The following is a 24,524-nucleotide window of genomic DNA, read 5'->3' on the forward strand; positions in this document are numbered from 1 at the left end:
TCTATATACAAAGGAGGTCATAGTATGGATTCACTTAAAAATATGAATGCGGCAATGCAGTATATTGAAGACAACCTTACACACGAAATTGATTTTAAAGAAGTCGCAAAAATAGCTTTCTGCTCCGAATATCATTTCAAAAGAATGTTTTCTTTTCTAGCTGGCATATCACTATCAGAATATATTCGCTGTAGACGTCTTACCCTTGCTGCCTTTGAACTAAAAGATAGCAATGCAAAAGTCATTGATGTCGCTATAAAATATGGATACAACTCACCAGATTCATTTACACGTGCATTTCAAAATTTGCACGGAATAACGCCTTCAAAAGCTCGAAGTACTAGTCGTTCTTTGAAAGCTTATTCACCAATGACCTTCCAACTATCCATTCAAGGAGGAAATGAAATGAACTATCGAATTGAAGAAAAAGGGCCATTTCAAATCATTGGTATACAAAAACGAGTACCAATCGTTTTTAACGGTGTAAACGAAGAAATTGCTTCTATGTGGAAAAGTTTAACCCCACAGTCCATTCAAACATTAAAGATGCTTTCAAATGTGAACCCAAATGGAATCATTAGTGCTTCTACGAATTTTTCTGAAGGAAGAATGGAGGAAAAAGGCGAACTCGATCACTACATTGGAGTAGCCACAACGAAAGATTGTCCAAAGCAATTCAAACAACTTGAAGTCGCAGCTTCAACATGGGCTATATTTGAAGCTGTCGGTCCATTTCCTGATGCATTACAAAATGTATGGGGGCGTATTTATTCCGAATGGTTCCCTTCTTCAAACTATGAATTAGCGGAAGGACCGGAAATATTGTGGAATGAACAGAAAGATGTAACCTCTCCAAACTTCAAAAGTGAAATTTGGATACCGGTTTTGAAGAAGTTATAAAAAACAAAGCTGCTTTTCCATGAAAGGAAACGCAGCTTTTATCTACATTTTTAGTTCTTTTTTATAAGCGACATAAGAATATCCCATCGTTAGTCCTACTGCACCAATAATAATTCCAATTAGTAAGAAAGCTTTCCATGCTGCTGGAGCAAAAATACTTAACATCATAATAACTCCTAATACTACAAAAACCTTTCCGCTAAAACGATGCGTCTTCCTCCACACTTCCTCGTTACTTAATGTCCAAGGTGTTTTTATACCTACAAAGTAGTTTGGTTTACATTGTGGTAAATAGTTGCCGATGACTATAAATAAAAGACCAACAATAATATACGGTGTACTATTCATCGGAATGTCATAACCTAATCCCACCCCAATTACGAGCATGTTTACTAAAAATAATACTACTAATACGCTATAATTCATTATCATATAACTTCTAGAAAACTTATCATAATTCTTTTTCTTAGGATCAATTTTAGGAGTGACTGTTAATAAAACATAAGTGAAAATCATAATTCCAAGTAGCAACAGCATTGCATTCAACTTGGAAGTAAAACCATTCGCACCTTCAGTCCCCCAATGAATTATCATAGTATCCGGTAAATTCGGCCAAGCAAACGTCCAAGCTATACAAGCTATCAGAATTAATATAATTGCGAAAAGATGTTTTTTCATTTCCCCTCTTCCCCCTTATTCGTAAACGTAAACACCCAAGTCAATAAATCTTGAAATACAGTTGTGTTTAAAGAGTACATAACGAATTGTCCTCTTTTTTCATCTTGGATAAGTTCAGCATTTTTAAGTGCATTTAAATGATGAGAAATACTTGGCTTTGTCATGTTGAACTGTTCAGCAATTTCCCCAGCTGTTAAATCGCCTTCTTTTAATAAGTCTAAAATTTTTCGCCTTGTCGGGTCTGCTAATGCTTTAAATGCTTGATTCAATGTCTTTCTTCCTTTCGATAATTAGACATTTAGATATTTATCTAAATGTTAAAATGATTTCAGTCAATTGTCAATTATATATAAGGCCCTTTTTACTTTTTCCACTTTTGACCCATACTGTTTACTAGCTTATCTTTCAACATAATGAAAAGACTTGAAACACATGATACACTATAGCTACAATTGTTTTTTTAGGAGGAATATACATATGTATAAAATTTTAATCGTTGAAGACGATCCAAATATTTCATCATTACTACAATCTCACATTCAAAAATATGGCTATGAAGCTGTTGTTGCAGAGAACTTCGATGATATTATGGAATCGTTTAACGCAGTGAAACCACATCTTGTTTTACTTGATGTAAACTTACCAAAATTCGATGGTTTCTACTGGTGCCGTCAAATCCGTCATGAATCTACTTGTCCAATTATTTTCATTTCGGCACGTGCTGGTGAAATGGAACAAATTATGGCGATTGAAAGCGGTGCGGACGATTATATTACGAAGCCGTTCCACTATGACGTTGTAATGGCGAAAATTAAAGGTCAATTACGCCGTATTTATGGTGATTATGCACCAAATATTTCTGAACGTATCGTTGAGGTTGAAGGACTAAAACTATTCCCTGAGCGTCCAGAAATTCATTTTGGAGCTGAGCAAGTTCTTTTAACGAAGAAAGAGGCGATTTTAGCAGAAATGTTATTATCTAAATTCCCTCGTACAGCGAGTCGTGAAGATTTACTAGCCGCTCTTTGGGACGACGAAAGCTTCGTTGAGGAAAATACATTAAACGTAAACATCACGCGTCTTCGTAAAAAGTTCAATGAGCTTGGTATTGAAAATGCTATTGAAACAGTACGTGGACTTGGGTATCGTTTTAACGCAACTTGGAGTGAATAAGCATGAAGTTATTTTTACGTGATCATTTTTCATTTTTCCTACTATATGTATTAAACTTCGGAATCATTTTCGTTCTTTATGATGCAGTAGACGGATTTCAAAATAATAAGTTTTACTTCATCGTTTTAAGCTTATATTTATTCATCTGTTTTCTCGCTTATCGTTACGTTCGTAACCGTAGAATGTATCACAGATTAAGTGAACCACCAGAGAAACTGGAAGATGCGTTTATTGAAAGAGCAACTGCTCCTATGCCACACGGTGTAAACGAGCTCGTTCGTACGCAATATCGTCTATTCCAAAAAGACCTACAAACATTCGAAGTAAAGCAGCAAGAACACCAGTTATTTATTAATCATTGGGTACATCAAATGAAAACGCCTGTTTCTGTTATGCAGCTTATGGTGCTTGAAATGGAAGATGAACATTTAATCCCGAAATTCAAAAAAGAATTAGAACGATTAAATCAAGGACTCGATATGGCTTTATATATGGCAAGGCTAAATAACTTCCATGAGGATTTCCATGTTGAGACGATTTCATTAAAAGATGCTGTAACAAAAAATATTAACGGATTGAAAGAATTATTCATTCGAAACGGAGTCTTCCCTGTTTTAGAAGTACATTCTGATTTAAAAGTTGCTTCTGATGCGAAATGGCTAAAATTTATTATCTATCAGTTAATGACAAATGCAGTCCGTTACTCTGGTGAGCGTGGAAAGAAAGTGTTCTTATCCGCTTATCGAAATGGAAAAGACATTATTTTAGAAGTTCGCGATGAAGGCGTTGGTATTCCGCAAGAAGATATTCGAAGAGTATTTGAACCATTTTACACTGGGAAAAATGGTCGTGCATTCGGAGAATCTACTGGTATGGGACTTTATATTGTAAGTAAAATTTGTGATTACTTAGGTCACTCTGTCAAACTAGACTCTGAAGTTGGTAAAGGAACGACGATTAAAATCATCTTCCACAAAGCTGCAAGTAATCAAGCAGAACATACAGAGAAGGTGACCGAAGCATGATCGTAACATATGCTAGCAAAATGTATGAGAACTTACTCTCATACATTTTTTGCAATAAGACTACATATTTACCTTCTAGCGGGAGGTACATATTATGACATTTTGGCAGTTTGCCTTTAAAAATGTAACGCGCAACTCGAGAGCTTATTTTGCTTACTTTGTAAGTAGTTCTTTTTCCATTGCTGTTTTCTTTTCGTTTGCTGTTTACTTATTTCATCCGAAATTACAAAATTCCACTATGATCTCTGAAATTTCAGGATTAATGATTTTTTCAGAAGTTGTTATTGTTTTGTTCTCGTTCTTTTTTCTACTCTATTCAATCGGATCGTTTTTAAAAGTTCGTAAAAAGCAATTTGGGATTTTAACTGTTTTAGGTATATCAAAAAAGCAATTACATCGACTCGTTTTCACTGAAAATATGTTAATTGGTATTTTATCTATCTTTTTCGGTATGCAGTTTGGATTTGTATTTTCACAATTTTTCTTATTAGTGACAGCGAAAATTACACATCTACCAGGGATATATTTATATCCCCCTACAAATGCTTTCATTTTAACAACGATTGTGTTTCTTGGTCTCTTTATCGCTGTATCTTCATTTACACCCATGCTAATTCGTACGAAAAAGACGGTAAACCTTTTAAAAACAAACAATGTAAAACAAAAAGAAAGAAAACCATCCATATTCATTTCTCTATTTGGTGCTATCTGTTTATTAGGTGGTTATATTTTAGCTGCAAACCCTAAATATTTCTTCTCAATAAACACGCAAGTAGGCGTTATATATATGGTTTCAAGTATTTTTGTGATTCCAGCACTTGTTACAATTGGGACATATTTTTTCTTTTCTCAAATTAGTTTCTTACTTATTTATATTTTAAAGAAAAGAAGAAGTTTTTATATGAAACGAATTAATATGCTTTGGATTTCTGATTTAACAAGTCGTATTCGAACGAATATCAATATGCTTTTTATTGTAGTGATTCTATCTACAGTAGCCTTCACAATGATTACATTTCTATATGGATTTGGAAAATTTATAAAGCTAGAGGTTACGAGAAATTCACCTTTTCCATTTTCTTATTTTTCATATGACGCAAATCCTTTTACTAACGAGCATTTAACTTGGCTTGAGCAGCAGTTACAAAAAGAAAATTTCTCTTATAAAAAGATCAAAGCTGATTTATATGAAACACCACTGAAAGAAGATGAAGGTATAACAACTTACAATGACATCTATGCAATGAAACAAAGTGACTATAATAAACTCGCGGCTGCCCTGCGAATGAAACAACTATTCATGAGCGATAACGAAGCATATGTCTTAAACGGTGGCGCTTATTTCACCTTATTCGGCCAATTTGAGCCAAGCTTCAATAGAAAATCCATTACACTTTCTAGCACAAATACGATATTACAAGTAAAGGGCAATGAACAAGCAGGGGCCATTCCCTCTTACTTTTCATATCAAACTTTAATTTTACCTGATGTTGTTGTAAACAACTTACCAAGTACAACAAAGCGTGTATCAGCGTACAATTATAACGTACAAAACTGGGAAAAGACGTATGAAATTGCTAATGATTTTATGAAAAAAATACAAAAAGATCGAGAGGCATTCCAATACGAAGGCCACCTTATACGCTCCTATGAATCAGCAGATTCATTATATAGAATCACATCAGGGAGTGCTGCATACTTCCTAATCGGGACATTCTTAGGTGTCATTTTCTTTATTGGAGCAGGTAGCGTTCTTTATTTCAGAATGTATACGGATTTAACGAACGAACAAGAAAAATATGTAGCAATTTCAAAAATTGGTGTAACGGATGCGGAAATGAGACGCTCTGCAACAATTCAACTTAGTATTTTGTTTTTCATTCCATACATTATGGCATCCATCCATACGATGTTTGCGACAAAAATGCTACAAGATGTAATTGATTTATCATTGTTCACTGAAGTTACAGCCGTTCTTATTATTTTCGGAACCGTAGAATTCATCTTTTTCCTATTAATTCGTTCGCTTTACATGCAAAAATTATCACAGTATACAAATGGATAAAATATTTAAAACAATCTTTTCGAAAAAATTTTTACATGAAAAGGGTATCTACCGTACCCTTTTCACGATCACTCTACTAGGAGGTCTAGGTGAATGACATTTTGGCAGTTTGCATTTAAAAACGTGACGCGGAACGCCAGAGCTTATTTCGCCTATTTTGTAAGCAGTGCGTTTTCCATTGCAATTTTCTTCTCGTTTGCAGTTTATTTATTTCATCCTAAATTGCATATGACAGGCGTGAATGCTGCTCTGAACATATTAATGACAATCTCAGAAGTTGTCATTGTATTCTTTTCATTTTTCTTTTTACTATATTCAATCGGTACTTTCTTAAAAGTACGAAAAAAACAGTTCGGGATTTTAACAGTACTTGGCATATCTCCAAAGCAATTAAAGAGGCTCGTATTTCTAGAAAACATGCTAATTGGTGGCCTATCCATATTTTTCGGCATTCAATTTGGCCTTGTCTTTTCACAGTTCTTTTTATTAGTTACCGCCAAAATTACGCATGTGCCTGGTTTATATTTATATTGGTGGCCTACAGCTGCTATCGTTTTGACTATAATTATCTTTCTTGGACTCTTCATTCTCGTATCATCTTTTACACCGATGCTAATCCGTACGAGAAAAGCTGTACGTCTTTTAAAAGAAGGAACAAAACAAAAAGAAAGAAAAGCATCTGTACTCATCTCTCTCTTTGGTGCGATATGTTTAATATCTGGATATGTTTTAGCAGCAAACCCACTATATTTTATGTCACTAGGAGATATCGCCGGGCTTTTGTACGCTGCCTCCTGTATATTTGTCATCCCATCACTTGCTGCAGCTGGGACATATTTTTTCTTCTCACACATTAGCTTCTTGCTCATTCGCATATTAAAGACGAGAAGAAAATTTTATATGAAACGTATTAATATGCTTTGGGTTTCTGATTTAGCAACTCGGATTCGGACAAATATTAACATGCTCTTTATCGTGACGATGTTATCGACACTCGCTTTCACAATGATTACATTCTTATATGGGTTTGGGAAATTCACAAAGTTTGATGAAATAAGGCAAAATCCTTTCCCGTTTACTTATTTATCACATACTGAAAATACGCTTGCCGATGAACATTTAAATTGGTTAGAACAAAAATTTAACGAAGAGCACTTTACTTATACAAAATTTAAAACAGACATATATGAAGTATCTTCAGCTGAGGATAACTCACAGCTCTATTATGCCATTAAACAAAGTGACTATAATGTACTTGCCAAAGCATTAAGCTGGGAAACTCTCACGGTGAATAAGAATGAATCTTATATTCTTATGAAAGACTTAGACGATCAAGTTATTGGAACAATTCATACTAAAGAAAAGAAAAATATTCTTCCACTTACTCAAAACAATTTACAACTACAAGTGAAAGAATATAAAAGTTATAACCCCTTCCCAAACAGCTTAATATACCAATTACTCGTACTATCTGATGAAAATGTAGAAGCCTTATCAACCGCTTCAAAACAGATGAGTGTATATAGCTTCAAAGTTCCAGATTGGGAAAAGGCACATAATATCGGTTCAGCATTTATAACAAAAATTGATAATGACAATGCAGCTATTCAGGCAGAACATCCACCGTTTCATGCAAGTGAAGCAAGCGATTCTCTATACAAAACAAAATTAAATGTTGCTTCGTTTTTCTTAATTGGTACTTTCCTAGGTGTTATTTTCTTTATCGGTGCTGGCAGTGTTCTTTACTTCCGTATGTATACAGATTTAACAAATGAGCAAGAAAAGTATATAACGATTACAAAAATCGGTTTAACAGAAGTCGAAATGAAGCAATCCGCTACAATTCAACTTGCGATTCTTTTCTTTGTTCCTTACATTATGGCATCGATCCATACGATGTTTGCGACAAAGATGTTACAAGAGATATTACATCTATCATTATTCGCTGAGATTACAGTTGTACTTGTAATCTTTGGAACGGTTGAAATTATCTTTTTCCTTTTAATTCGTTCCTTTTATATGCAAAAATTATCACAACATATTAAGTTTTAAAAATAGAAAGGTGATTATTATGGAAGAAGTATTACACATAAAAAACGTCTCAAAAGTGTATGAAGGAAAGGTCCCTCATACTGCTTTAAAAAATATAAATTTACATGTAGATAAAGGAGAATTTGTTGCTATCATGGGACCATCTGGTAGCGGTAAATCTACATTTTTAAACGTTATCTCTACAATTGACTCCCCTACTTCTGGTGATGTCGTGATTAATGGAAAAAAACCGCACACATTTCGTAGAGAGAAACTAGCTATTTTCCGTCGCCAAGAGTTAGGGTTTGTTTTTCAAAACTTTAACCTGCTAGATACACTAACAATCGGTGAAAATATCGTACTCCCTTTAACGTTAGATAATGTTCCTTTAAAAGAAATGGACGAAAAACTCGATAACATTTCAAAAAAGCTTGGGATTGATCATATTTTGGACAAGCGTATTTTTGAAGTTTCTGGAGGACAAGCGCAGCGTACTGCAGTAGCACGTGCTGTTATTCATCATCCTTCACTTCTACTTGCCGATGAACCAACAGGAAACTTAGATTCAAAAGCAGCAATCGATGTAATGGAGTTATTTACGAAGTTAAATAAAGAAGAAGATGCAACAATTTTAATGGTTACGCACGATCCATTTGCAGCAAGCTATTGTAACCGCGTTATTTTCATTAAAGATGGTGGGCTTTACAATGAATTACACCGCGGACTATATCGCGAAAAATTTTATCAAGAAATATTAGATGTTTTAGCATTATTAGGAGGAAGGCGTGGATGACGTTTTGGCAATTTGCATTTAAAAATGTCTCACGTAATTCTAAAGCATATTTTGCTTATTTTGTAAGTAGTGCTTTTTCTATAATGGTTTTCTTTTCATTTGCTGTCTATTCATATCATCCGCGCCTACAAAATATTCAGAGCTATCAAGAACGAGATACCCTGATGAACTTAGCTGGTTCAGCCCAGTTTGTCATTGTCTTGTTCTCATTCTTCTTCCTGCTTTATTCACTTGGAACATTTTTAAATGTAAGGAAGCAACAATTCGGGGTATTAACCGTTCTTGGTATATCAAAAAAACAATTAAAGCGACTTTTATTTACTGAAAATATGATAATTGGAATACTAGCTATTTTTGTTGGTATACAAGGCGGGCTAGTGTTTTCTAACTTTTTCTTACTAGTTACTTCTAAACTAACAGGTGCGAAAGGCCTCTACTTATATTGGCCCACAAAGGCAATTATCGTTACAACAGTAACTTTTATTATTTTATTTTTCATCGTTTCTACATTTACACCGATGTTCATTCGTACTCGTAAAACTATTCGACTAATTAAAGTTTCTAAAAAAGAAACGGAAGAAAAAAGACCATCTATAATAATCTCATTGTTTGCCTTAACTTGTTTAGGACTATGTTATTATATTGCTGGTTATCCGCAAGGCTATGTAACGGAAAAAAATGTACAAAATGGATCTGTATTCTTTATAATATTATCTATTTTGCCACTCGTAGTCATCGGGACATATTTTTTCTTTTCACAAACATTTCTTCTCTTCATCTTCATTTTAAAAAAACGAAGAAAGTTTTATATGAAACAAATAAATATGTTATGGATTTCAGATTTGGTTGCTCGTACTCGTAGTAATATTAATGTACTTTTTATCGTTTCCATGTTATCTGCACTTGCATTTACAATTATTATTGGGTTGTTTGCTGCTAATAACAATACGAAAGCATCCGTACTAGCGCAATATCCTGTCCCCTTTACGTATACATCAGAAGGTGACAATTACCTTGAACAAAAGCATATTACTACAATTGAAACTGAGCTTACGAGTGCCAATTTTGAATACAAGAAATATAAGTTTACAGTATTAAAAGACACAGCATCGAAAAAAGATATTTTACTTATGAAAATGAGTGATTATAATACAATTGCTAAACAATTGAAGAGGCCGGAAATCACTCTTGATTCTACACAAGTTTATATTATTTCCCGCCATTCGCCAGAGCTTTTAAATCTTGTCTCAAACCCATTTGCAAAACAAGATACAATTGCACTCGGATCTAATAAAAAAGAATTTCATATTAAAGGATTTATTAATAAAGGGATAGAACCATCCTTTGCATTCCCCCATTTAATTGTTGTACAAGATTATGTTTTTGACGATATGATTCCTCATATTGAAACGACCGTAATCTATAACTACTTCGTAGAAAACTGGGAAAATGCAATGGTTCCAACAAAAAATATGTTACGTGCTATTGGTGATGATGCACGTGAGTTCTACGAAAAACATAAAGAAGAGAAAGCGCAAGTTCCTTTCTACATATATACGGCTACTGATGAACTAGTTCACGGTAAAGAACATGCAATTGCGAATTTCTTTATTTGGGCATTTCTCGGCTTTATTTTCTTTATCGGTGCAGCTAGCGTTTTATATTTCCGTATGTATAATGACTTAACAAGTGAAAAACAGAAGTATATTACGATTACAAAGCTTGGATTGACGGAATCCGAAATGTTTCGTTCTGCAACGATTCAGTTAGGAATTTTATTTTTCGTTCCTTATATCATCGCGGGTATTCATACAGTATTTGCAATTAAGTTTTTACAAAGCATGTTTTCTTTCTCATTACTAAAAGAGGCCTTCATCGTACTTACTTTCTTCGGGATTATCGAGATTATTTTCTTCCTCTTAATCCGTTCTCTTTACATCAATAAATTATCACAGCATATTAAAACGTGAATAAAATAGCCTTGTGCAATATGCACAAGGCTATTTTCAATAGTTTTTAAATAATTAGCAGCAATATCCACCATAGCCGCCGCCATAACCGCCGTAACCACCATAACCGCCGCCACCTCCGCCGAAGCAGCTAGCACCGATAATGATTAATAAAATAAACAATACGATTAGAAGCGCAAAACCGCCTCCGCACCCACGTCTGCGGTCGCAATCATCACGTCTACGGTCGCAATCATCATGTCTGTGTTCACACTTTTCGCCCATTACTCTATTCCTCCTTTAGTATCATTCATAACAAGTTCAACTTGCTCTAAATGAGGGGATTCCATTTATATTATGTTTTCAGGGCAAATCGGAAGCTTGGCACTCCTAAAAACGGGCTTGTTTCATGAAAAGAGCCCCAACACAAAAAGAGGATACCTTTAAATAGGCACCCCCTTCTTCTAAACAAACATATTAAGTAAAAGCGCAAAGCCAAATGCAATAAATGATAACAATGTCTCCAACACCGTCCACGTTTTAAATGTTTCCTTTACCGTTAATCCTAAATACTCTTTTACAAGCCAGAATCCTGCATCATTTACGTGAGAAAACATTAATGAACCTGCACCGGTTGCAATAACGAGTAATTCTAAATTTACACCAGACATGTGCTGAATAACCGGTGAAACAATTCCAGCTGCTGTCGTTAATGCTACAGTAGCTGAACCTGTTGCAATTCGGATTAATCCCGCTACCATGAACGCTAAGACGATCGGTGATAATGAAATATGTTCTGCCATTTGAGCGATGGCTGTTCCAACGCCGCTTTCAATTAATATTTGTTTAAATCCACCGCCTGCACCAATTATTAAAATAATGGAACCGACAGGTAGTAAACTTTCATCTGTTAATTTTTTAATCATCTTTTTATTAATTCCTTGTTTTATGCCAAGCAAATAAAACGCTGCGAAACATGAAATAAGTAAAGCGATTACCGGACTTCCTACAAATACTAAAAATTCAGTTATTTTTACCGGTAATGAAATATATGGTGCGACTACTGATAAAATCATTAAGACTACTGGTAATAAAATGATAAAGAATGAAGCTTTACGACTTGGCAAATCAGTAGATACTGTTGTAACACGAACAAGTTCTGGTTCATTTTCAGGTATAACTCGCTTATGTACCCACTTTGCAAATACCGGTCCTGCGATAATTGCTGTTGGTAACGCGATAATTAATGAATACAATAGTACCTTTCCTAAATTCGCGTTATAAATCCCGATTGCTGTCATCGCACCTGGATGCGGCGGCACTAGCCCATGTACAATCGATAATCCAGCAATAACAGGTAACGCAATTAACAATATATTTTGTTTCGTTGTTTTTCGAATTGAAATAACAAGTGGTAATAAAATGACGATTCCCACTTCAAAAAACACTGGAATCCCTATAACAAATCCGGCGAATAACATAGCCCAAGGTAATTTTTTCACCCCGAAAAATCTAATAAAGAAATCTGCAACTTGCATGCCAGCCCCTGAATCAGACATCATTTTCCCTAAAATTGTTCCGAGAGCCAAAATACCAACTAAATGCCCTAGTACACTACCAACACCAGTTTCATAGGCAGTAACAATTTTGGTCAAGTTCAGTCCAGACATAATAGCTAAAAATAGACTAGCAACTGTTAAACTAATAAATGCATGCCACTTCCACCACGATACCCCTAAAATAACAATTGCGATCGCAATTAACGTGACGATTAATAAGTATATATCCATATCCCATTCCCCTTCGATATGAAATTTTTTTACAAAAAAAGAGGGAATTGGTCCCTCTTCATTTTTTACACATCATAATTTACAACGTAATGCTGCATTTCCGTATTGTAGTAGCCTTCACTATATTCAATTACTTCGCCAACTTCATCGTAAGAATAGCGCATACGTTTTAATAACGCTGTTCCCTCTTTTTCTCCTAACGCTTCTGCAACAAAATTAGGCGCAAATCCAACAGCGAATTCATCTCTGAAGTTTTCTAAATGTATACCACGGTCCTCGACTAGATCATAGAGCGATTGTAAGTCAAAGTCCGCTAAGTCTGTACTTGCCATTTGTGCTGAGAAATAGTGCGTATAATGAATGTACGGAGTATCATTTAAAGCATATAGACGCTCAATACGAAAACTCTCTTTACCAAACAAACGAAATGGTACTGTTCCTTCTTCATTATGAACCACTTCTGCCTTTAGCAATTTCTTTTGTACTTTATAGCCTTCTTCCACTAACACTTCTGTAAATTTCTTTCCCTTTGAAAGCTTTGTCGCAGAAGTATTTCGAATGACTTTCGTTCCTTTACCGCTTTTCTTCTCTAAATACCCTTCTTGAACGAGCTCTTTAATTGCATTTCGTACTGTAATTTTACTCACTTTGAACTCTTCTTCTAATTGTGGTTCAGAAGGAATATTTGTATGAATGGCATAAACACCATGTAATATTCGATCACGAATAATATTTTTAATTTGTAAATATAATGGACCTCTTTTTCTCGTTACGTTCACCGTTACACCCACTACCTTTCTACATCACCTACTGATGCCGTCATTGCCCGAAGTATATCTTTCTCTGATGACATTGGCGTATCACCGACGATTGTATGTGCAAGCATTCCAGCTGCTGACGCAAATGAAACAGCTTTCTCTGGTGCAAACTCTTCTATCTCGCCATGAATAATTCCGCTCGTATAAGCATCTCCAGCACCTATTCTATCATATACAGAAAACGTAAGTGTTTTGGCAAAAGTGAACGTTCCATCTTTACATATGAATCCGCGAAGTGAGTGTGTATTATCGCTATTAATAGAACGATGTGTACCAGCAATTGTAGCGATATTATATATTTCTGCGACTTTTGGAATAAGATCAACAAGTTGTGCTTCTCGCTCTGTCTCTTCCGTTTTCATTCCGAGAACAAACATCGCATCTTTTTCATTCATCATTACAATATCGGCAAGGCCTAGCATTTCTTCATAATGAGGCTTCGCCTGTTCATACCCATCTTCTCCCCAAAGCGATGGACGATAATTACAATCAAAGACAACAGTGCCTCCGTTTTCCTTTACTGCTTTCGCTAACGATTTCATATGGTGACGAACAGTATCATTCATCGCAAGTGTAATTCCGCAAAAATGAACGATATCAATTTCCTTAGCGATTTCTTCAAATTGGTACATCTCTTCAGACGCCGTATTGAAACTACTTTCTAATCGGTTAGAATACGTAACGCGGCTTGCACGTGCGCCAAATCCATTTTCTAAAAAGTACATACCAACATATTTACCGCCTCTTGAAATAAACGGTGCTTGAATCCCTAGTTTTTGAATGTGCGATACCGCCGCATCTCCAACCGAATTTTCCGGTAAAGTTGAAATAAGAAGCCCTTCATGCCCTAGATGAGAAAGTGCTGCTGCAACGTTCACACCTGTACCTGAAAATGAGTAATTTAATGAGTTTGCTTGCGATAGCAATTCATACCCTGGCACTTGCAGGCGCATCATTACTTCACCAAATGCTGCAATTTTCTTACGCATATTGATCAACTAACTTCTTCACGACCGCTAGTAATTCACGAACATCTTCTGTTTTCGTATTACCAGTTTCTTTATCAATAATAGAAGAGTACACGTGCGGGATAACTTGCTCTACGTTTGCTTCTAATGCAATACGTACAATTGTTTCAAAGTTTTCTTTATCAATTCCGCCCGTTGGCTCTAATGCGAACCCTTCTTCCGCACAAGCTTTCGCAACAGCGCGATATTCTTCTTCATGAGCTAAGCCTTTCATTGGGAAGTATTTCAATGAATTCCCGCCCATATCACGTACAAGTGCGATTGCTGTTTTAATTGGAACGATTGCTTTTTCTTCTCCAGCTGCACTAATTGGACCAGTAGAAATATTTACGTAACCTACTTTTCCTGTTGGTGATACTAAACTATTAATCCAGCTATCTTTTCCGCCAAGATTTGCGCGCGTCGCTCCAACTGAAGGGAACACTTGGTTAATATGACTACCAGGATAATGCTTCGCAATTTCAGCTACAACTGCCGCTTGGCGATTATCTCCTGCTCCAAGTCCAATTGATACAGCGTCATCAATTTCTTTTCCGTATGCTTTCATTGCAGTTACTGCTTCTTCTACTGTCGGATAGTCTTTTGATAACACACCGACTACTACATAACCTTCTGCTGCTTCAAAAATATCTTTCGCATTTCGGATATTGTTCGCTAATACATTTAATGCTACGCGGCCTTTATAAAAACGTTTTTGAATGTTTGTCATTTTAATTTCCCCCTACAATTTCTCTCATTTTTTCTTCAATCACATGTATATCATCACCTTGAAGTGGACGTGGATCGATATCAAAGAACCCTTGTCTTATTCCGTAATCACGTGTGTAAATTGCGATTTCCCCTTCGCGTAATGCCGTCACAACATCTTTTGCTGTTTTATTTAACTCTTTCTCGTTAATTTGAATACGCGCTCTAAAAATTGCTCTTCCAGCTTCATCTTGAACGATTGTTACATTTACACCGTTTAACTCTTTCAGCGGCATAAGCACTTGTAACAACTCTTTTTCTTGCTCACTCTTATCTTCTTTTACTCCGTACTCATCAAGCGCTTGAAGTAAACCGAAAGTTGTTTCTTTCCCAACTTTCATACTTCTACCGCTGCAATGTAATTGCACTTTCAACCATTCGATATATTTTCGTTTACCGCCGACAATACCGGAAGTAGGTCCTTCAATTGCCTTTGAACCGCTATAAATGGCTAGGTCTGAATACTTCACGTATTTTTGAATATCTTCTTCAGCTGCCGCATCAACGATAAGTGGTACATTATTTCGCTGTGCTACTTCCCACGCTTCTTCAACAGAAATCATATTTTTTTGCACGGCATGATGGGATTTCACATACAGAATCGCTGCTGTATTTTCACCAATCGCATCTTCAATATGCTCTGCTTTCCCTTCATTTGCGTAACCGACTTCAACGAGCTTACCGCCGCCTAAATAAATCATTGTTTCAACAGGAGCACCGTATTGAACGTTATGACCTTTTAACATAATCACTTCGTTTTTCGCGATTACTTCTTGATGAAGTCTTTCACTTTTACGGCGATTTCCTTCTGTAACGATACCAGCGATAGAAAGCGCAATTCCACTCGATGCTGAGTTTACAACAACTGCTGCCTCTGAATCTAGAATTCTCGCAATATGGTCTCCCGCTTTATCTACTAAATCAGCAATTTCCACATAATTTTGTCCACCATGTTTCATCGCATCCATAACTGTATCTGTAGGAGCGGATACACCTAAAATACTCATTCTACCGCTCGCATTAATCACTCTTTTTAATCCGTACTTAGCATTCAATGAATGACCCATTGATTACAACCCCTTTCGTATCAATTCTTCTTTCAGCAATGCGCTGATCCCCTTCTGAATCAATTAACGTAATCGGTTCATCTTTCACCGTAAATAAAGTTAAGTTTGCAATATCTCCTACTTGAATACGACCAAGCTCTGGTTTTTTCAGCCACTCTGCCGCATTTTTCGTAACCGCATCAATTACTTCTTCTAGCGGATAGCCTAAGTAAAGGAATTTCGAAAGAACGTTAGCCATACTATACACTGGACCGTGTATACGATTCTTCCGGTAAATATCTGTACTAATTGTATTAAGGACAATGCCGTGACGCTTCGCTGCCTCTGCTACTTGAAAAGAAAAACTAGCATTACCATGCCCAACATCTAAATGTACGCCGCGTTTCACTGCATCTAACAACACAGGTAGCGGTTTGCCTTCTTCATCAAATAAATTATTTTCTTTCCCGTTTAAGTAATGTGTAATGACATCATCTTTTTCTAAAAGAGGTACAACTTCCTCAATACGCGGAGGAGCTGAACCGATATGTACCATAATCGGCAATGATGTTTCACGAGATAAAGAGCGCGCTACGTGCAGCGGTTCAATTCCGCTATCACAAACGACACTTTTACTCATTCTCGCTTTTAATCCAACGATTACATCTTTATACTTTTCTACTGCATCTATTACTTTCTCTTTATCTATCCATTCCATATTGGATAATTCATCAATTCGTTTCAAACCGATGCGAGAAATATTTAAAAAGGCAAATAAATTCGTTTTTGCCTGCTTTCTACTTTGTACTAAATCTGCGATACGATCAGCTCCGCAGCTTCCCGCATCAACAATTGTCGTTACCCCTTGCTTAACGCCAATTTCATCTACCTCATCGCCATACGGATCAAACTCTGGAAAAGCATGAACGTGTAAATCAATCCAGCCACTCGATACGTAAGTACCTGCGTAATCAAGAACCTTTTCGCCCTCGCCAAAACCAGCTTTCGTCACCTGTGCGATTTTATTATTTTCAACTACAATGTCAATCTCTTCCCCGTTCACACGTTTCACATTACGTAGCACGAATCGTTCTGTCATTGTATTTCCACCCTTTTCTATAAGAAGCCATAAGAATACGCTTACATTAAAATTTCATTTTATATCTCTTTCACACGTTTAGCGTAACACAAAAAAAGGAAGAAGTAAATATAACGTTATAATGTTTAATTCCGATAATGGGTACCATTAGCATTTCGTAAATTTTATATGTTAAGATATTTTTAGTAAATTGAGTCTCTGATTTTCCAAGACATTTCTCTGCCATAAATAAAAAAAACAAAAAGCACTTAAATTGATAGGCTTTTTGGTGATAGATAAATTTATAAAATGAAACTTTAATCAGTGTGGATTAGCCTTCACCAAATTTTGAGGTGGAAATCTTACTGCCCGCAAATAGCGGACTAGAACTAAACAATTGAATTATTAATTAACCAATCAGTAAATAATTTATTTCCTTCACACTCATCTAGATCTTTTGTACGAACATGGAGAATTTCATATCCATACTTATCATAGAATGGATACTTAGAAAATTAATGATTTGATAAATCATCATAGTAAGAAATATCAAAATACACTACCCATAAATTTTCATTACATACTTTATAAGCTATAGCCTCATATGTAAAAACCTCTTCTATATCCCTATAATGAAATAAATGCATATGAATTGAATCGTCAAAGTTATATTTTTTCATAGATATAAGCTCCTTAGACATTATCTAAAATATTTATGTGCATCCACATTAGGAGGACTATGATAATGTAAGATAGGACCTTTTCCATCAATATAATGATAATCTATGGCAAAAACTCGTTTACCAGTAGCTTTAGAACGTACTTGTATTATCATTCCACCCTTAGCTGCTTCTAAAATATATTGCTTTGGAGAATTGAGTGCCTTTTGTACATATGGACGCGCAATCGCCCAGGCTTTATCCGCAGCAGTTCTACCTACTTTTGAAACTAATACTCTTAATGCACCAAGAACAATAGCAGGCAATATTTCCTGCTTAACAACCAATTTGCCAGTAAAAGGATTTTTTTCAACAACAGATTCAACCCTTAGTTTACTTACTTCCTCCTCTAGTTGTAAAAAAACACGGTCATTTACTAAAAAACCATACTCTTTTTCGAAATTTTCAAAATCAAAGGTTGATACTTCGTTACAATACCATCATCTTCCGTTTCAATACTTGCATCAGCAATTGATGGTAAAGTAAAGCTCAGCAATAATGCAGCAGAAATCATCCCCGTGATAAATTTTTTTTCATCTACCATTCTCCCTCCTAAATATATAACAGCAGAAAACAATAAAAATATATTTTTTTATTATCTCGCAATTCAAATGATAAAACATTCAGAAAAATTAAACTAGTCTATTAATAATCTTCAATATTTGTTACTATTAATTTGCATAAAACAATTATTTAATGACATTTAAAATAAATCTCATAACTAATTCACTCGGTGCAAATATAGAGCGATTTATATAATTTATGATTCCTTTTCGTTCCTATTTCAAGCAATCGCCTTTATCAACTGCTTAAAAAGAATGGTCTTAAATCTCATCGATATAAGAAAATGACCCCTTTTTTATAAGCAGATATTGTGTATAAAACAACGATAAAGCATAGACAAGTACCTAATAAAAAAATCGCACTTTAATAAACTTTTTTTAGTAATCCTACTTTTGTATTACTTGCTAGCATGGAAACGATAATTTTTCGTATCCATTGATTTATTTCGCTAGCTTGATAGGCATATGACGGGAGCCAACCATAAAAAAAGCTATCTACTTCAGATAGCTTTTTTCTCTATTCCTGAACAGTCACAATAACCCCGTCCATATTGTTCCCCGAAATTTCATACTGCTTATTCACCGGAACATTCACGTTCATACGATCTGAAACTTTATAATAAGAAACCGTATATTTCTTACCTTCAACCTCAGTTGAAACTTCTTTTTCCTCTTTTAAGAAGTCCAAATATTCCTCTAACGTAATCTTCTTTTTTTGCATAATTGCGCTATGTGGTAAGCCGACATAACGTATGTGCCACGGCTCATATTGAATGCCCGTAATATCACTTTTATTTTTCGGATAACGTAAAACAAATCCGTGCTTCCATACGTTCTCTTCAATCCATTTTCCTTCAGGAGCTTTCTCCATTTTCTTTTGAGTAGACCCAACGTCGAGTGATAACCCTAAATTATGTTCACTATATCCTGCTGGAAGTGCATAATCAGATCCCATTTCTTTATATAATTTACTTTGTTCTTGAAAATCTCGGTAACCGCTACTCATTAAGAAATGCTGTACTCCATCTTTCCCAGCTGCATCGACAACGTTCAAAAACTTTTTTACAACACCCTTTGATAAGCGAAGATTTCTATCAAATATTACATAGCCTCTTACTAATTCACTATTGTGATTTACATTTATAATATCGGACCTAACACTATCTTTTTTAACCGGGTAATCTTTATTAACTAATAGTAGATCCCCTTTATAAATTTGTTCCTTTGTGACCTCTATCTTTTCAGTGTTCGCGGCTTTTACTTTGTAATCTTTTTCTGCAATTTTAACATCGATCTCCTTTTGAAATAATGGTGATATATAAAAGCCTACACATGCTGTACATACTATAAAAAGAGAAATAAATACCCACTTTTTCATTTCTAGTTCCTCCTTAACGTAACTTACGTATAGAATAGAAAAAACTATTAAAATAAAAAGTGGGGTAAAGTTTAAATTTTTATTAAATTGCTTTGCTCTCTTCTTTTGGTAATCTCACTTCAAATATCGTTCTAATTACGTTACTTTCAGCAGAGATTGTCCCATCATGCTGCTCGACAATATTTTTCGCAATAAATAACCCAAGGCCTGTACCACCTTGCTGCTCTGATCTTGCCTTATCACCTGTATAAAACATATCAAAAAGATACGGTAAATCTTCTTCTGGGATACTATCTCCGTAATTTATAATTTGTACTACTATCTCTTCACTCTCAATATATCCGTTCACATCAACAAACTTTCCATCGTATCCATAGCGAATCGCATTCGTTAAAAGATTTTCAAATACTCGAGCTAACAATTTCCCGTCACCGTTAATAGGTAAATACGAATCCATATTCAATCTCGCTTCTAAACCTTTTTTTTCTAATAACGGATATAATTCTTCATCTAACTGTATAAGTAATTCACTTATATCAATTGATCTTTTTTCAATTTGCAACATGCCATAATTCATTCTCGTTATTTCAAATAATTCATCAATTAAACTTTCAAGCCTTTCGGATTTCGTAAAAGCAATTGTGGAAAAATGTTTAATTTGTTCCTTCGTCAAATTCTCATCTTTAAGAATTAAATCTAAATACCCTAAAACAGATGTTAGCGGCGTTCTTAAATCATGAGCTAAGTTAACAATTAACTGATCTTTACTACTTTCCGCAAAATCTCCTCGTTCCACTGCTTCTTTTAGTTTTTCACTCGCTACATTAATTTCGCCCGCGATATATCCAAACTCATCATTTGATGAAACACTAACTTGGTTTGTAAAATCTCCATTCGCAAGATGATGAATCCCGTTTGAAATCTCATCAAAATACTTTAAATACGGTCTAGTAAGGAAGAAGAAAAACATAATGGATAGAGGAATAAATACAATTAAAAAGAAATTAATATCCCCAATTTGTCTTACCATTAAACGAAATTGAGCTAAAGGATCCTCATAACGAACTACTGATTTATAATAGAGACGTAGCCCCTCATAAATTAAATACGTTACACCAGCAGCTAATATCATACTTAACGCAAATAGCATAATCATCTTCGAGCGAAAGCTTCTCATCTTTTTAGCCATTGAAAGTATAACCTACCCCCCACACTGTTTTTATTAACTTATCCTTTCTTTTATCTTCCCCAAGCTTTTTTCGCAAAGTACGGATATGTACCATAACTGTATTTCCACTTTCGTAATACCCTTCGGCCCATACTTGCTGAAAAATATTTTCCACACTGTACACTTTCTTCGGATGACTTGCTAATACATATAAAATATCAAATTCTTTTGGTGTTAATTCAATTGGCTCTCCGTACACATTTACTGTTCTTCGCTCTGGATCAATAGCGACTCCGCCAATTTCTAAAGCAAATTTATTCTCCGCTACTTTCGGCTGATTTAACGTAAGAAAGCGGCGTAATTGTGCATTTACACGTGCGACTAATTCAATCGGTGTGAAAGGCTTTGTCATATAATCATCTGCACCTAATACAAGACCTGTCACTTTATCAAAATCAGATGTTTTTGCACTTAAGAAAATGATTGGCATGTGGTGCTTGCCGCGAATCTGCCTCGTCACTTCATATCCATCCATTTTCGGCATCATAATATCTAAAACCACTAAGTCAATTGGCTGAGTTTGAATAATATGCATGGCTTCTTCTCCATCAGCTGCTTTAACGACGTGGTAACCCTCTTTTTCTAAATGTATCTCAATTAAATCAGCAATTTCCGCTTCATCATCAGCTATTAAAATTGAAATGCGCTTCATTTTAGTCCCCCTACTTTATTCTGTTTTCATACGCTCGATTGTAAACTAGTCTATCCAATTTGTACAATAAGAAAAGGCTACCCGTAAGAGTAACCTTGATAAATGAAATTATATCGGCGATTTTTTAAATATATCGACTTACCGACAATTAACGACAAAATCATCCCGCTATTTGCAGGTAGTCAGTATTAATAAAGACTCCCATTCATCGCTCAAAAATAATCCGCTGCTTTGTTATTTCTTCCAACCTGCCCCGATCTACTTCATACTCACGTTCAATACTTTGCGGTACCCTTACTTTTCCGCCTTCAAGCATCACTTCTGGTGAAATGATATCCTTCTCCCAATGTCTACTAGAAGCAGATATATCTCCAGGAATCGTAAAGTTTGGCAAAGAGGCAAGTGCAACATTTTGAGCCCGTGAAATTCCCATTTCTACCATACCACCGCACCAAACTGGTATGTTATGCTCCATACAATAATTATGGATTTGAACGGACTCTGTTAATCCGCCCACTCGCCCTGGTTTAATATTAACGACGCGGCAACTGCCAAGCGTAATCGCAACACGTGCGTCTTCTAAACTATGGATGCTTTCATCCAGACAAATCGGTGTTTCAATTTTCTTTTGCAACTGTGCATGATCAAGAAAATCGTAATCCGCTAACGGTTGTTCAATCATCATAAGTTGGAATTCATCTAGTCGTTTCAACTTCTCCGTATCCGCTAATGTATAAGCTGAATTTGCATCAGCCATTAACGGGATATTCGGAAACTCTTTACGAATTTCTTTCAGCAATTCGTAATCATGTTCTGGCTTTATTTTCACTTTAAAGCGCTCGTATCCTTCTTCCGCGTACTTCTCGATTTGTTTTAGCATAACCGGAATCGTATTGATCCCAATCACAACGCCGACTTCAATTTCAGACCTATTTCCGCCAAGCAATATCGCTAACGACTGCTTTTGACGCTTCGCATATAAATCCCAAACAGCACCTTCAATTCCGGCCTTTGCCATTCGGTTTCTCTTTATATGTTGGAACAAAGACGGTACTTCATTCGGATGAGAGATTTCAGCTTTCAATAAATCTGGTAATAAAAAATCCTGAAGTACATGCAGCGCTGTCTTCACCGTTTCTTCCGTATACCACGGTTCAGAAAATGCAACGACTTCACCAAAACCAATGTATCCATCCGTATCTTCTAATTCAATGACGATACTTTCACGCTTTTCATAAGTCCCGTAACTTGCGGCAAACGGGATAATAAGCGGCATTTCCGTTATATAAAGTGTCGCTTTTTTTATTTCCACCTACATCTCCTCCACTAATTGTCTTAACTCTCGTCTTAACAATTTCTTCGAAGCATTTCGTGGTAATTCCTCTAAGAAACATGCTTTCTTCGGCACTTTATATTTCGCTAATTTCTCTTCGCAAAAACGAAGAATTTCTTCTTCTGTTACCTCTCCACTTTTTACAACAAAAGCAGCTGGTACTTGTCCCCAACTTTCGTCAGCCATACCGACAACCCCCGCTTCTGCTACCGCCGGATGAGAGAGTAACACTTCTTCAATTTGAGCTGGATATATATTTTCCCCGCCAGAAATAATTAAATCACTGCGTCGATCTAATACGTATAAAAATCCTTCCTCATCTAAATAACCGAGGTCACCAGTATGAAGCCATCCGTTTTTAATTGTCTCACTCGTCGCATCTTCACGGTTAAAGTAGCCACCTGTTACGTTCGGTCCTTTTACTACAATTTCTCCTTCAGCACGGGGCGGCACAACTACGCCGTCTTTTTCAATACGAAGCTGACACTGAAATAGTGGTTTTCCGGCTGATCCTACTTTCGTTAACATATAATCTGCTGTTAACGTACAAATTTGCGATGACGTTTCTGTCATACCGTACGTTTGATACACAGGAATTCCTTTTTCCACACATGTTTCTAATAACGGCTTCGGTGCTGGTCCTCCCCCAAGTAACATGCATCGTAAAGAAGATGGATATGTACCTTCGCCAAGTCGTTCTAATAAATCTGTTAGCATTTTAGAAACGACAGAAATAATCGTAACGCCTCTCGTTTGAAGTGCTTTATGAATAAAATTAGCATCATATTTTGGAACGAGTAAAATGCGCATACCGTACATAATATTTTTCATTAAAAGAGATAGCCCGCCAACGTGGAACATTGGCATACAAGCTAACCAACAATCATCATCACGAAGTCCTAAATTAAGCGCGGAACCGACTGCACTTGCCCAGTGGTTACCGTACGTTAAAATAACGCCTTTCGGTTTCCCTGTCGTCCCTGACGTATAAATAATTGTCATCGCTTCTTCTAAAGAGAATTCTTCTTGTATAAATGCTTCCGCCTTCGGTCCTTGCATCACTTCAGCAAATGAATATACCGGAACATTTTTCGTCTCAAACTCTTGATCCGTCACTAAACAAACAACTTCCGCATCACCCATTTGCCAAAGTAGCTCTTCTCTTGAAAGACGCGTATTTAAAAGTACAGCCACTGCACCTATGTAAGATAGAGCGTGAATAACTGTAATCATCTCCATACCATTTTTCATCAGAACAGCCACCTTTTGCGCCCGCTTCACTCCTACATGCGTGAGGTATTCACAAACAGATACTACTTTTTCATGTAACTGCACGAAGGTAACCTTCTCTTCCTCTATTTCAATTGCAGTGCGATCAGGTGTTAAAAATGCACGTTGCATTAACCAATTCGGCATCGTCTCCATCACTCATTCTCCTTTCATGAAAGAAAGAGACCTGATATGACATCAAGTCTCTTAGTTGTTTTGTTTCCGGTGTGACCTTTTGGTTACGTCTCACATTGTGTGCGA

At 35.9% G+C, this 24,524-nt stretch carries 21 protein-coding genes and 2 pseudogenes; 7 read left to right on the forward strand and 16 right to left on the reverse strand.

Translation table 11 applies throughout. The features are described from left to right. Window positions 1-24: 24 nt before the first annotated feature. On the forward strand, window positions 25-900 hold the full coding sequence (locus tag AC1DKZ_RS20805; protein WP_476996982.1) for an AraC family transcriptional regulator: 876 nt from the start codon (window positions 25-27) through the stop codon (window positions 898-900). 42 nt (window positions 901-942) lie between these two features. On the opposite strand, the gene AC1DKZ_RS20810 is transcribed toward AC1DKZ_RS20805, so the two are convergent. Beyond that, window positions 943-1,578, reverse strand: a complete 636-nt coding sequence (locus tag AC1DKZ_RS20810) for an SdpI family protein (RefSeq protein ID WP_476996983.1) — start codon at window positions 1,576-1,578, stop codon at window positions 943-945. Then, the gene (locus AC1DKZ_RS20815) at window positions 1,575-1,847 is read right to left on the reverse strand and encodes an autorepressor SdpR family transcription factor (RefSeq protein ID WP_002089211.1); all 273 of its coding nucleotides are present in this window, start codon (window positions 1,845-1,847) and stop codon (window positions 1,575-1,577) included. Before AC1DKZ_RS20815 ends, AC1DKZ_RS20810 begins: the two co-directional genes overlap by 4 nt. A gap of 208 nt (window positions 1,848-2,055) precedes the next feature. On the opposite strand from AC1DKZ_RS20815, the gene AC1DKZ_RS20820 reads away from it, so the two are divergent. From AC1DKZ_RS20820 to AC1DKZ_RS20845, 6 genes are all read left to right on the forward strand, one after another. After that, window positions 2,056-2,751: a response regulator transcription factor gene (locus tag AC1DKZ_RS20820; RefSeq protein WP_000276736.1), complete on the forward strand. Its 696-nt coding sequence runs from the start codon at window positions 2,056-2,058 to the stop codon at window positions 2,749-2,751. Window positions 2,752-2,753: 2 nt separating this feature from the next. Next, window positions 2,754-3,776, forward strand: a complete 1,023-nt coding sequence (locus tag AC1DKZ_RS20825; RefSeq protein ID WP_476996984.1) for a sensor histidine kinase — start codon at window positions 2,754-2,756, stop codon at window positions 3,774-3,776. Between the two features lie 94 nt (window positions 3,777-3,870). Further along, on the forward strand, window positions 3,871-5,841 hold the full coding sequence (locus AC1DKZ_RS20830) for an FtsX-like permease family protein (RefSeq protein ID WP_476996985.1): 1,971 nt from the start codon (window positions 3,871-3,873) through the stop codon (window positions 5,839-5,841). A gap of 93 nt (window positions 5,842-5,934) precedes the next feature. Next, on the forward strand, window positions 5,935-7,893 hold the full coding sequence (locus AC1DKZ_RS20835; RefSeq protein ID WP_476996986.1) for an FtsX-like permease family protein: 1,959 nt from the start codon (window positions 5,935-5,937) through the stop codon (window positions 7,891-7,893). Window positions 7,894-7,912: 19 nt separating this feature from the next. Then, window positions 7,913-8,665: an ABC transporter ATP-binding protein gene (locus AC1DKZ_RS20840; RefSeq protein WP_000393251.1), complete on the forward strand. Its 753-nt coding sequence runs from the start codon at window positions 7,913-7,915 to the stop codon at window positions 8,663-8,665. Further along, window positions 8,662-10,635 (forward strand): FtsX-like permease family protein, encoded by a 1,974-nt coding sequence (locus AC1DKZ_RS20845; protein WP_476996987.1) that lies wholly within the window; start codon window positions 8,662-8,664, stop codon window positions 10,633-10,635. Before AC1DKZ_RS20840 ends, AC1DKZ_RS20845 begins: the two co-directional genes overlap by 4 nt. 54 nt (window positions 10,636-10,689) lie before the next feature. On the opposite strand, the gene AC1DKZ_RS20850 is transcribed toward AC1DKZ_RS20845, so the two are convergent. From AC1DKZ_RS20850 to AC1DKZ_RS20915, 14 genes and pseudogenes are all read right to left on the reverse strand, one after another. After that, the gene (locus tag AC1DKZ_RS20850; RefSeq protein ID WP_002089219.1) at window positions 10,690-10,899 is read right to left on the reverse strand and encodes a YjcZ family sporulation protein; all 210 of its coding nucleotides are present in this window, start codon (window positions 10,897-10,899) and stop codon (window positions 10,690-10,692) included. Window positions 10,900-11,078: 179 nt separating this feature from the next. Continuing rightward, window positions 11,079-12,404, reverse strand: a complete 1,326-nt coding sequence (gene gntP / locus AC1DKZ_RS20855; protein WP_476996988.1) for a gluconate permease GntP — start codon at window positions 12,402-12,404, stop codon at window positions 11,079-11,081. 65 nt (window positions 12,405-12,469) lie between these two features. Next, window positions 12,470-13,195 carry a GntR family transcriptional regulator gene (locus AC1DKZ_RS20860; RefSeq protein ID WP_002015828.1) on the reverse strand — a complete coding sequence of 242 codons (726 nt, stop codon included), beginning with the start codon at window positions 13,193-13,195 and terminating at the stop codon, window positions 12,470-12,472. Continuing rightward, the gene (locus AC1DKZ_RS20865) at window positions 13,195-14,211 is read right to left on the reverse strand and encodes a sugar kinase (RefSeq protein WP_219301121.1); all 1,017 of its coding nucleotides are present in this window, start codon (window positions 14,209-14,211) and stop codon (window positions 13,195-13,197) included. Before AC1DKZ_RS20865 ends, AC1DKZ_RS20860 begins: the two co-directional genes overlap by 1 nt. After that, window positions 14,204-14,959, reverse strand: coding sequence for a 2-dehydro-3-deoxy-phosphogluconate aldolase (gene dagF, locus AC1DKZ_RS20870; RefSeq protein ID WP_000181936.1), 756 nt, complete (start codon window positions 14,957-14,959; stop codon window positions 14,204-14,206). Before dagF ends, AC1DKZ_RS20865 begins: the two co-directional genes overlap by 8 nt. A gap of 1 nt (window position 14,960) precedes the next feature. Beyond that, window positions 14,961-16,064 (reverse strand): DgaE family pyridoxal phosphate-dependent ammonia lyase, encoded by a 1,104-nt coding sequence (locus AC1DKZ_RS20875; RefSeq protein WP_476996989.1) that lies wholly within the window; start codon window positions 16,062-16,064, stop codon window positions 14,961-14,963. After that, window positions 16,042-17,142, reverse strand: coding sequence for an amidohydrolase/deacetylase family metallohydrolase (locus AC1DKZ_RS20880; RefSeq protein ID WP_476996990.1), 1,101 nt, complete (start codon window positions 17,140-17,142; stop codon window positions 16,042-16,044). Before AC1DKZ_RS20880 ends, AC1DKZ_RS20875 begins: the two co-directional genes overlap by 23 nt. A 368-nt stretch (window positions 17,143-17,510) precedes the next feature. Continuing rightward, window positions 17,511-17,801: pseudogene (locus tag AC1DKZ_RS20885) on the reverse strand (DUF3986 family protein). Window positions 17,802-17,821: 20 nt separating this feature from the next. After that, window positions 17,822-18,384: pseudogene (locus tag AC1DKZ_RS20890) on the reverse strand (hypothetical protein). A 536-nt stretch (window positions 18,385-18,920) separates the two neighbouring features. Further along, the gene (locus AC1DKZ_RS20895) at window positions 18,921-19,781 is read right to left on the reverse strand and encodes a M15 family metallopeptidase (RefSeq protein WP_431183142.1); all 861 of its coding nucleotides are present in this window, start codon (window positions 19,779-19,781) and stop codon (window positions 18,921-18,923) included. 82 nt (window positions 19,782-19,863) lie between these two features. Continuing rightward, window positions 19,864-20,970: a sensor histidine kinase gene (locus AC1DKZ_RS20900; protein ID WP_431183143.1), complete on the reverse strand. Its 1,107-nt coding sequence runs from the start codon at window positions 20,968-20,970 to the stop codon at window positions 19,864-19,866. Continuing rightward, complete coding sequence (locus tag AC1DKZ_RS20905) at window positions 20,963-21,661, reverse strand: response regulator transcription factor (protein ID WP_476996991.1); 699 nt, start codon at window positions 21,659-21,661, stop codon at window positions 20,963-20,965. The genes AC1DKZ_RS20900 and AC1DKZ_RS20905 overlap by 8 nt, the downstream gene beginning before the upstream one ends. A gap of 205 nt (window positions 21,662-21,866) precedes the next feature. Next, complete coding sequence (menC, locus tag AC1DKZ_RS20910) at window positions 21,867-22,973, reverse strand: o-succinylbenzoate synthase (RefSeq protein ID WP_002167477.1); 1,107 nt, start codon at window positions 22,971-22,973, stop codon at window positions 21,867-21,869. After that, window positions 22,974-24,419, reverse strand: coding sequence for an o-succinylbenzoate--CoA ligase (locus AC1DKZ_RS20915; RefSeq protein WP_431183144.1), 1,446 nt, complete (start codon window positions 24,417-24,419; stop codon window positions 22,974-22,976). It abuts the gene before it with no gap. Between the last annotated feature and the right edge of the window lie 105 nt (window positions 24,420-24,524).

It is taken from the genome of Bacillus sp. 05T21, assembly GCF_056396785.1.

What these genes read in the sequence shown, in the direction of transcription:
- AC1DKZ_RS20805 (WP_476996982.1), top strand. Translation starts at nt 25, where the DNA reads ATGGATTCACTTAAAAATATGAATGCGGCAATGCAGTATATTGAAGAC.
- AC1DKZ_RS20810 (WP_476996983.1), bottom strand. Translation starts at nt 1,578, where the DNA reads ATGAAAAAACATCTTTTCGCAATTATATTAATTCTGATAGCTTGTATA.
- AC1DKZ_RS20820 (WP_000276736.1), top strand. Translation starts at nt 2,056, where the DNA reads ATGTATAAAATTTTAATCGTTGAAGACGATCCAAATATTTCATCATTA.
- AC1DKZ_RS20825 (WP_476996984.1), top strand. Translation starts at nt 2,754, where the DNA reads ATGAAGTTATTTTTACGTGATCATTTTTCATTTTTCCTACTATATGTA.
- AC1DKZ_RS20830 (WP_476996985.1), top strand. Translation starts at nt 3,871, where the DNA reads ATGACATTTTGGCAGTTTGCCTTTAAAAATGTAACGCGCAACTCGAGA.
- AC1DKZ_RS20835 (WP_476996986.1), top strand. Translation starts at nt 5,935, where the DNA reads ATGACATTTTGGCAGTTTGCATTTAAAAACGTGACGCGGAACGCCAGA.
- AC1DKZ_RS20840 (WP_000393251.1), top strand. Translation starts at nt 7,913, where the DNA reads ATGGAAGAAGTATTACACATAAAAAACGTCTCAAAAGTGTATGAAGGA.
- AC1DKZ_RS20845 (WP_476996987.1), top strand. Translation starts at nt 8,662, where the DNA reads ATGACGTTTTGGCAATTTGCATTTAAAAATGTCTCACGTAATTCTAAA.
- AC1DKZ_RS20850 (WP_002089219.1), bottom strand. Translation starts at nt 10,899, where the DNA reads ATGGGCGAAAAGTGTGAACACAGACATGATGATTGCGACCGTAGACGT.
- gntP (WP_476996988.1), bottom strand. Translation starts at nt 12,404, where the DNA reads ATGGATATATACTTATTAATCGTCACGTTAATTGCGATCGCAATTGTT.
- AC1DKZ_RS20865 (WP_219301121.1), bottom strand. Translation starts at nt 14,211, where the DNA reads ATGCGTAAGAAAATTGCAGCATTTGGTGAAGTAATGATGCGCCTGCAA.
- dagF (WP_000181936.1), bottom strand. Translation starts at nt 14,959, where the DNA reads ATGACAAACATTCAAAAACGTTTTTATAAAGGCCGCGTAGCATTAAAT.
- AC1DKZ_RS20875 (WP_476996989.1), bottom strand. Translation starts at nt 16,064, where the DNA reads ATGGGTCATTCATTGAATGCTAAGTACGGATTAAAAAGAGTGATTAAT.
- AC1DKZ_RS20880 (WP_476996990.1), bottom strand. Translation starts at nt 17,142, where the DNA reads ATGACAGAACGATTCGTGCTACGTAATGTGAAACGTGTGAACGGGGAA.
- AC1DKZ_RS20895 (WP_431183142.1), bottom strand. Translation starts at nt 19,781, where the DNA reads ATGAAAAAGTGGGTATTTATTTCTCTTTTTATAGTATGTACAGCATGT.
- AC1DKZ_RS20900 (WP_431183143.1), bottom strand. Translation starts at nt 20,970, where the DNA reads ATGGCTAAAAAGATGAGAAGCTTTCGCTCGAAGATGATTATGCTATTT.
- AC1DKZ_RS20905 (WP_476996991.1), bottom strand. Translation starts at nt 21,661, where the DNA reads ATGAAGCGCATTTCAATTTTAATAGCTGATGATGAAGCGGAAATTGCT.
- AC1DKZ_RS20915 (WP_431183144.1), bottom strand. Translation starts at nt 24,419, where the DNA reads ATGGAGACGATGCCGAATTGGTTAATGCAACGTGCATTTTTAACACCT.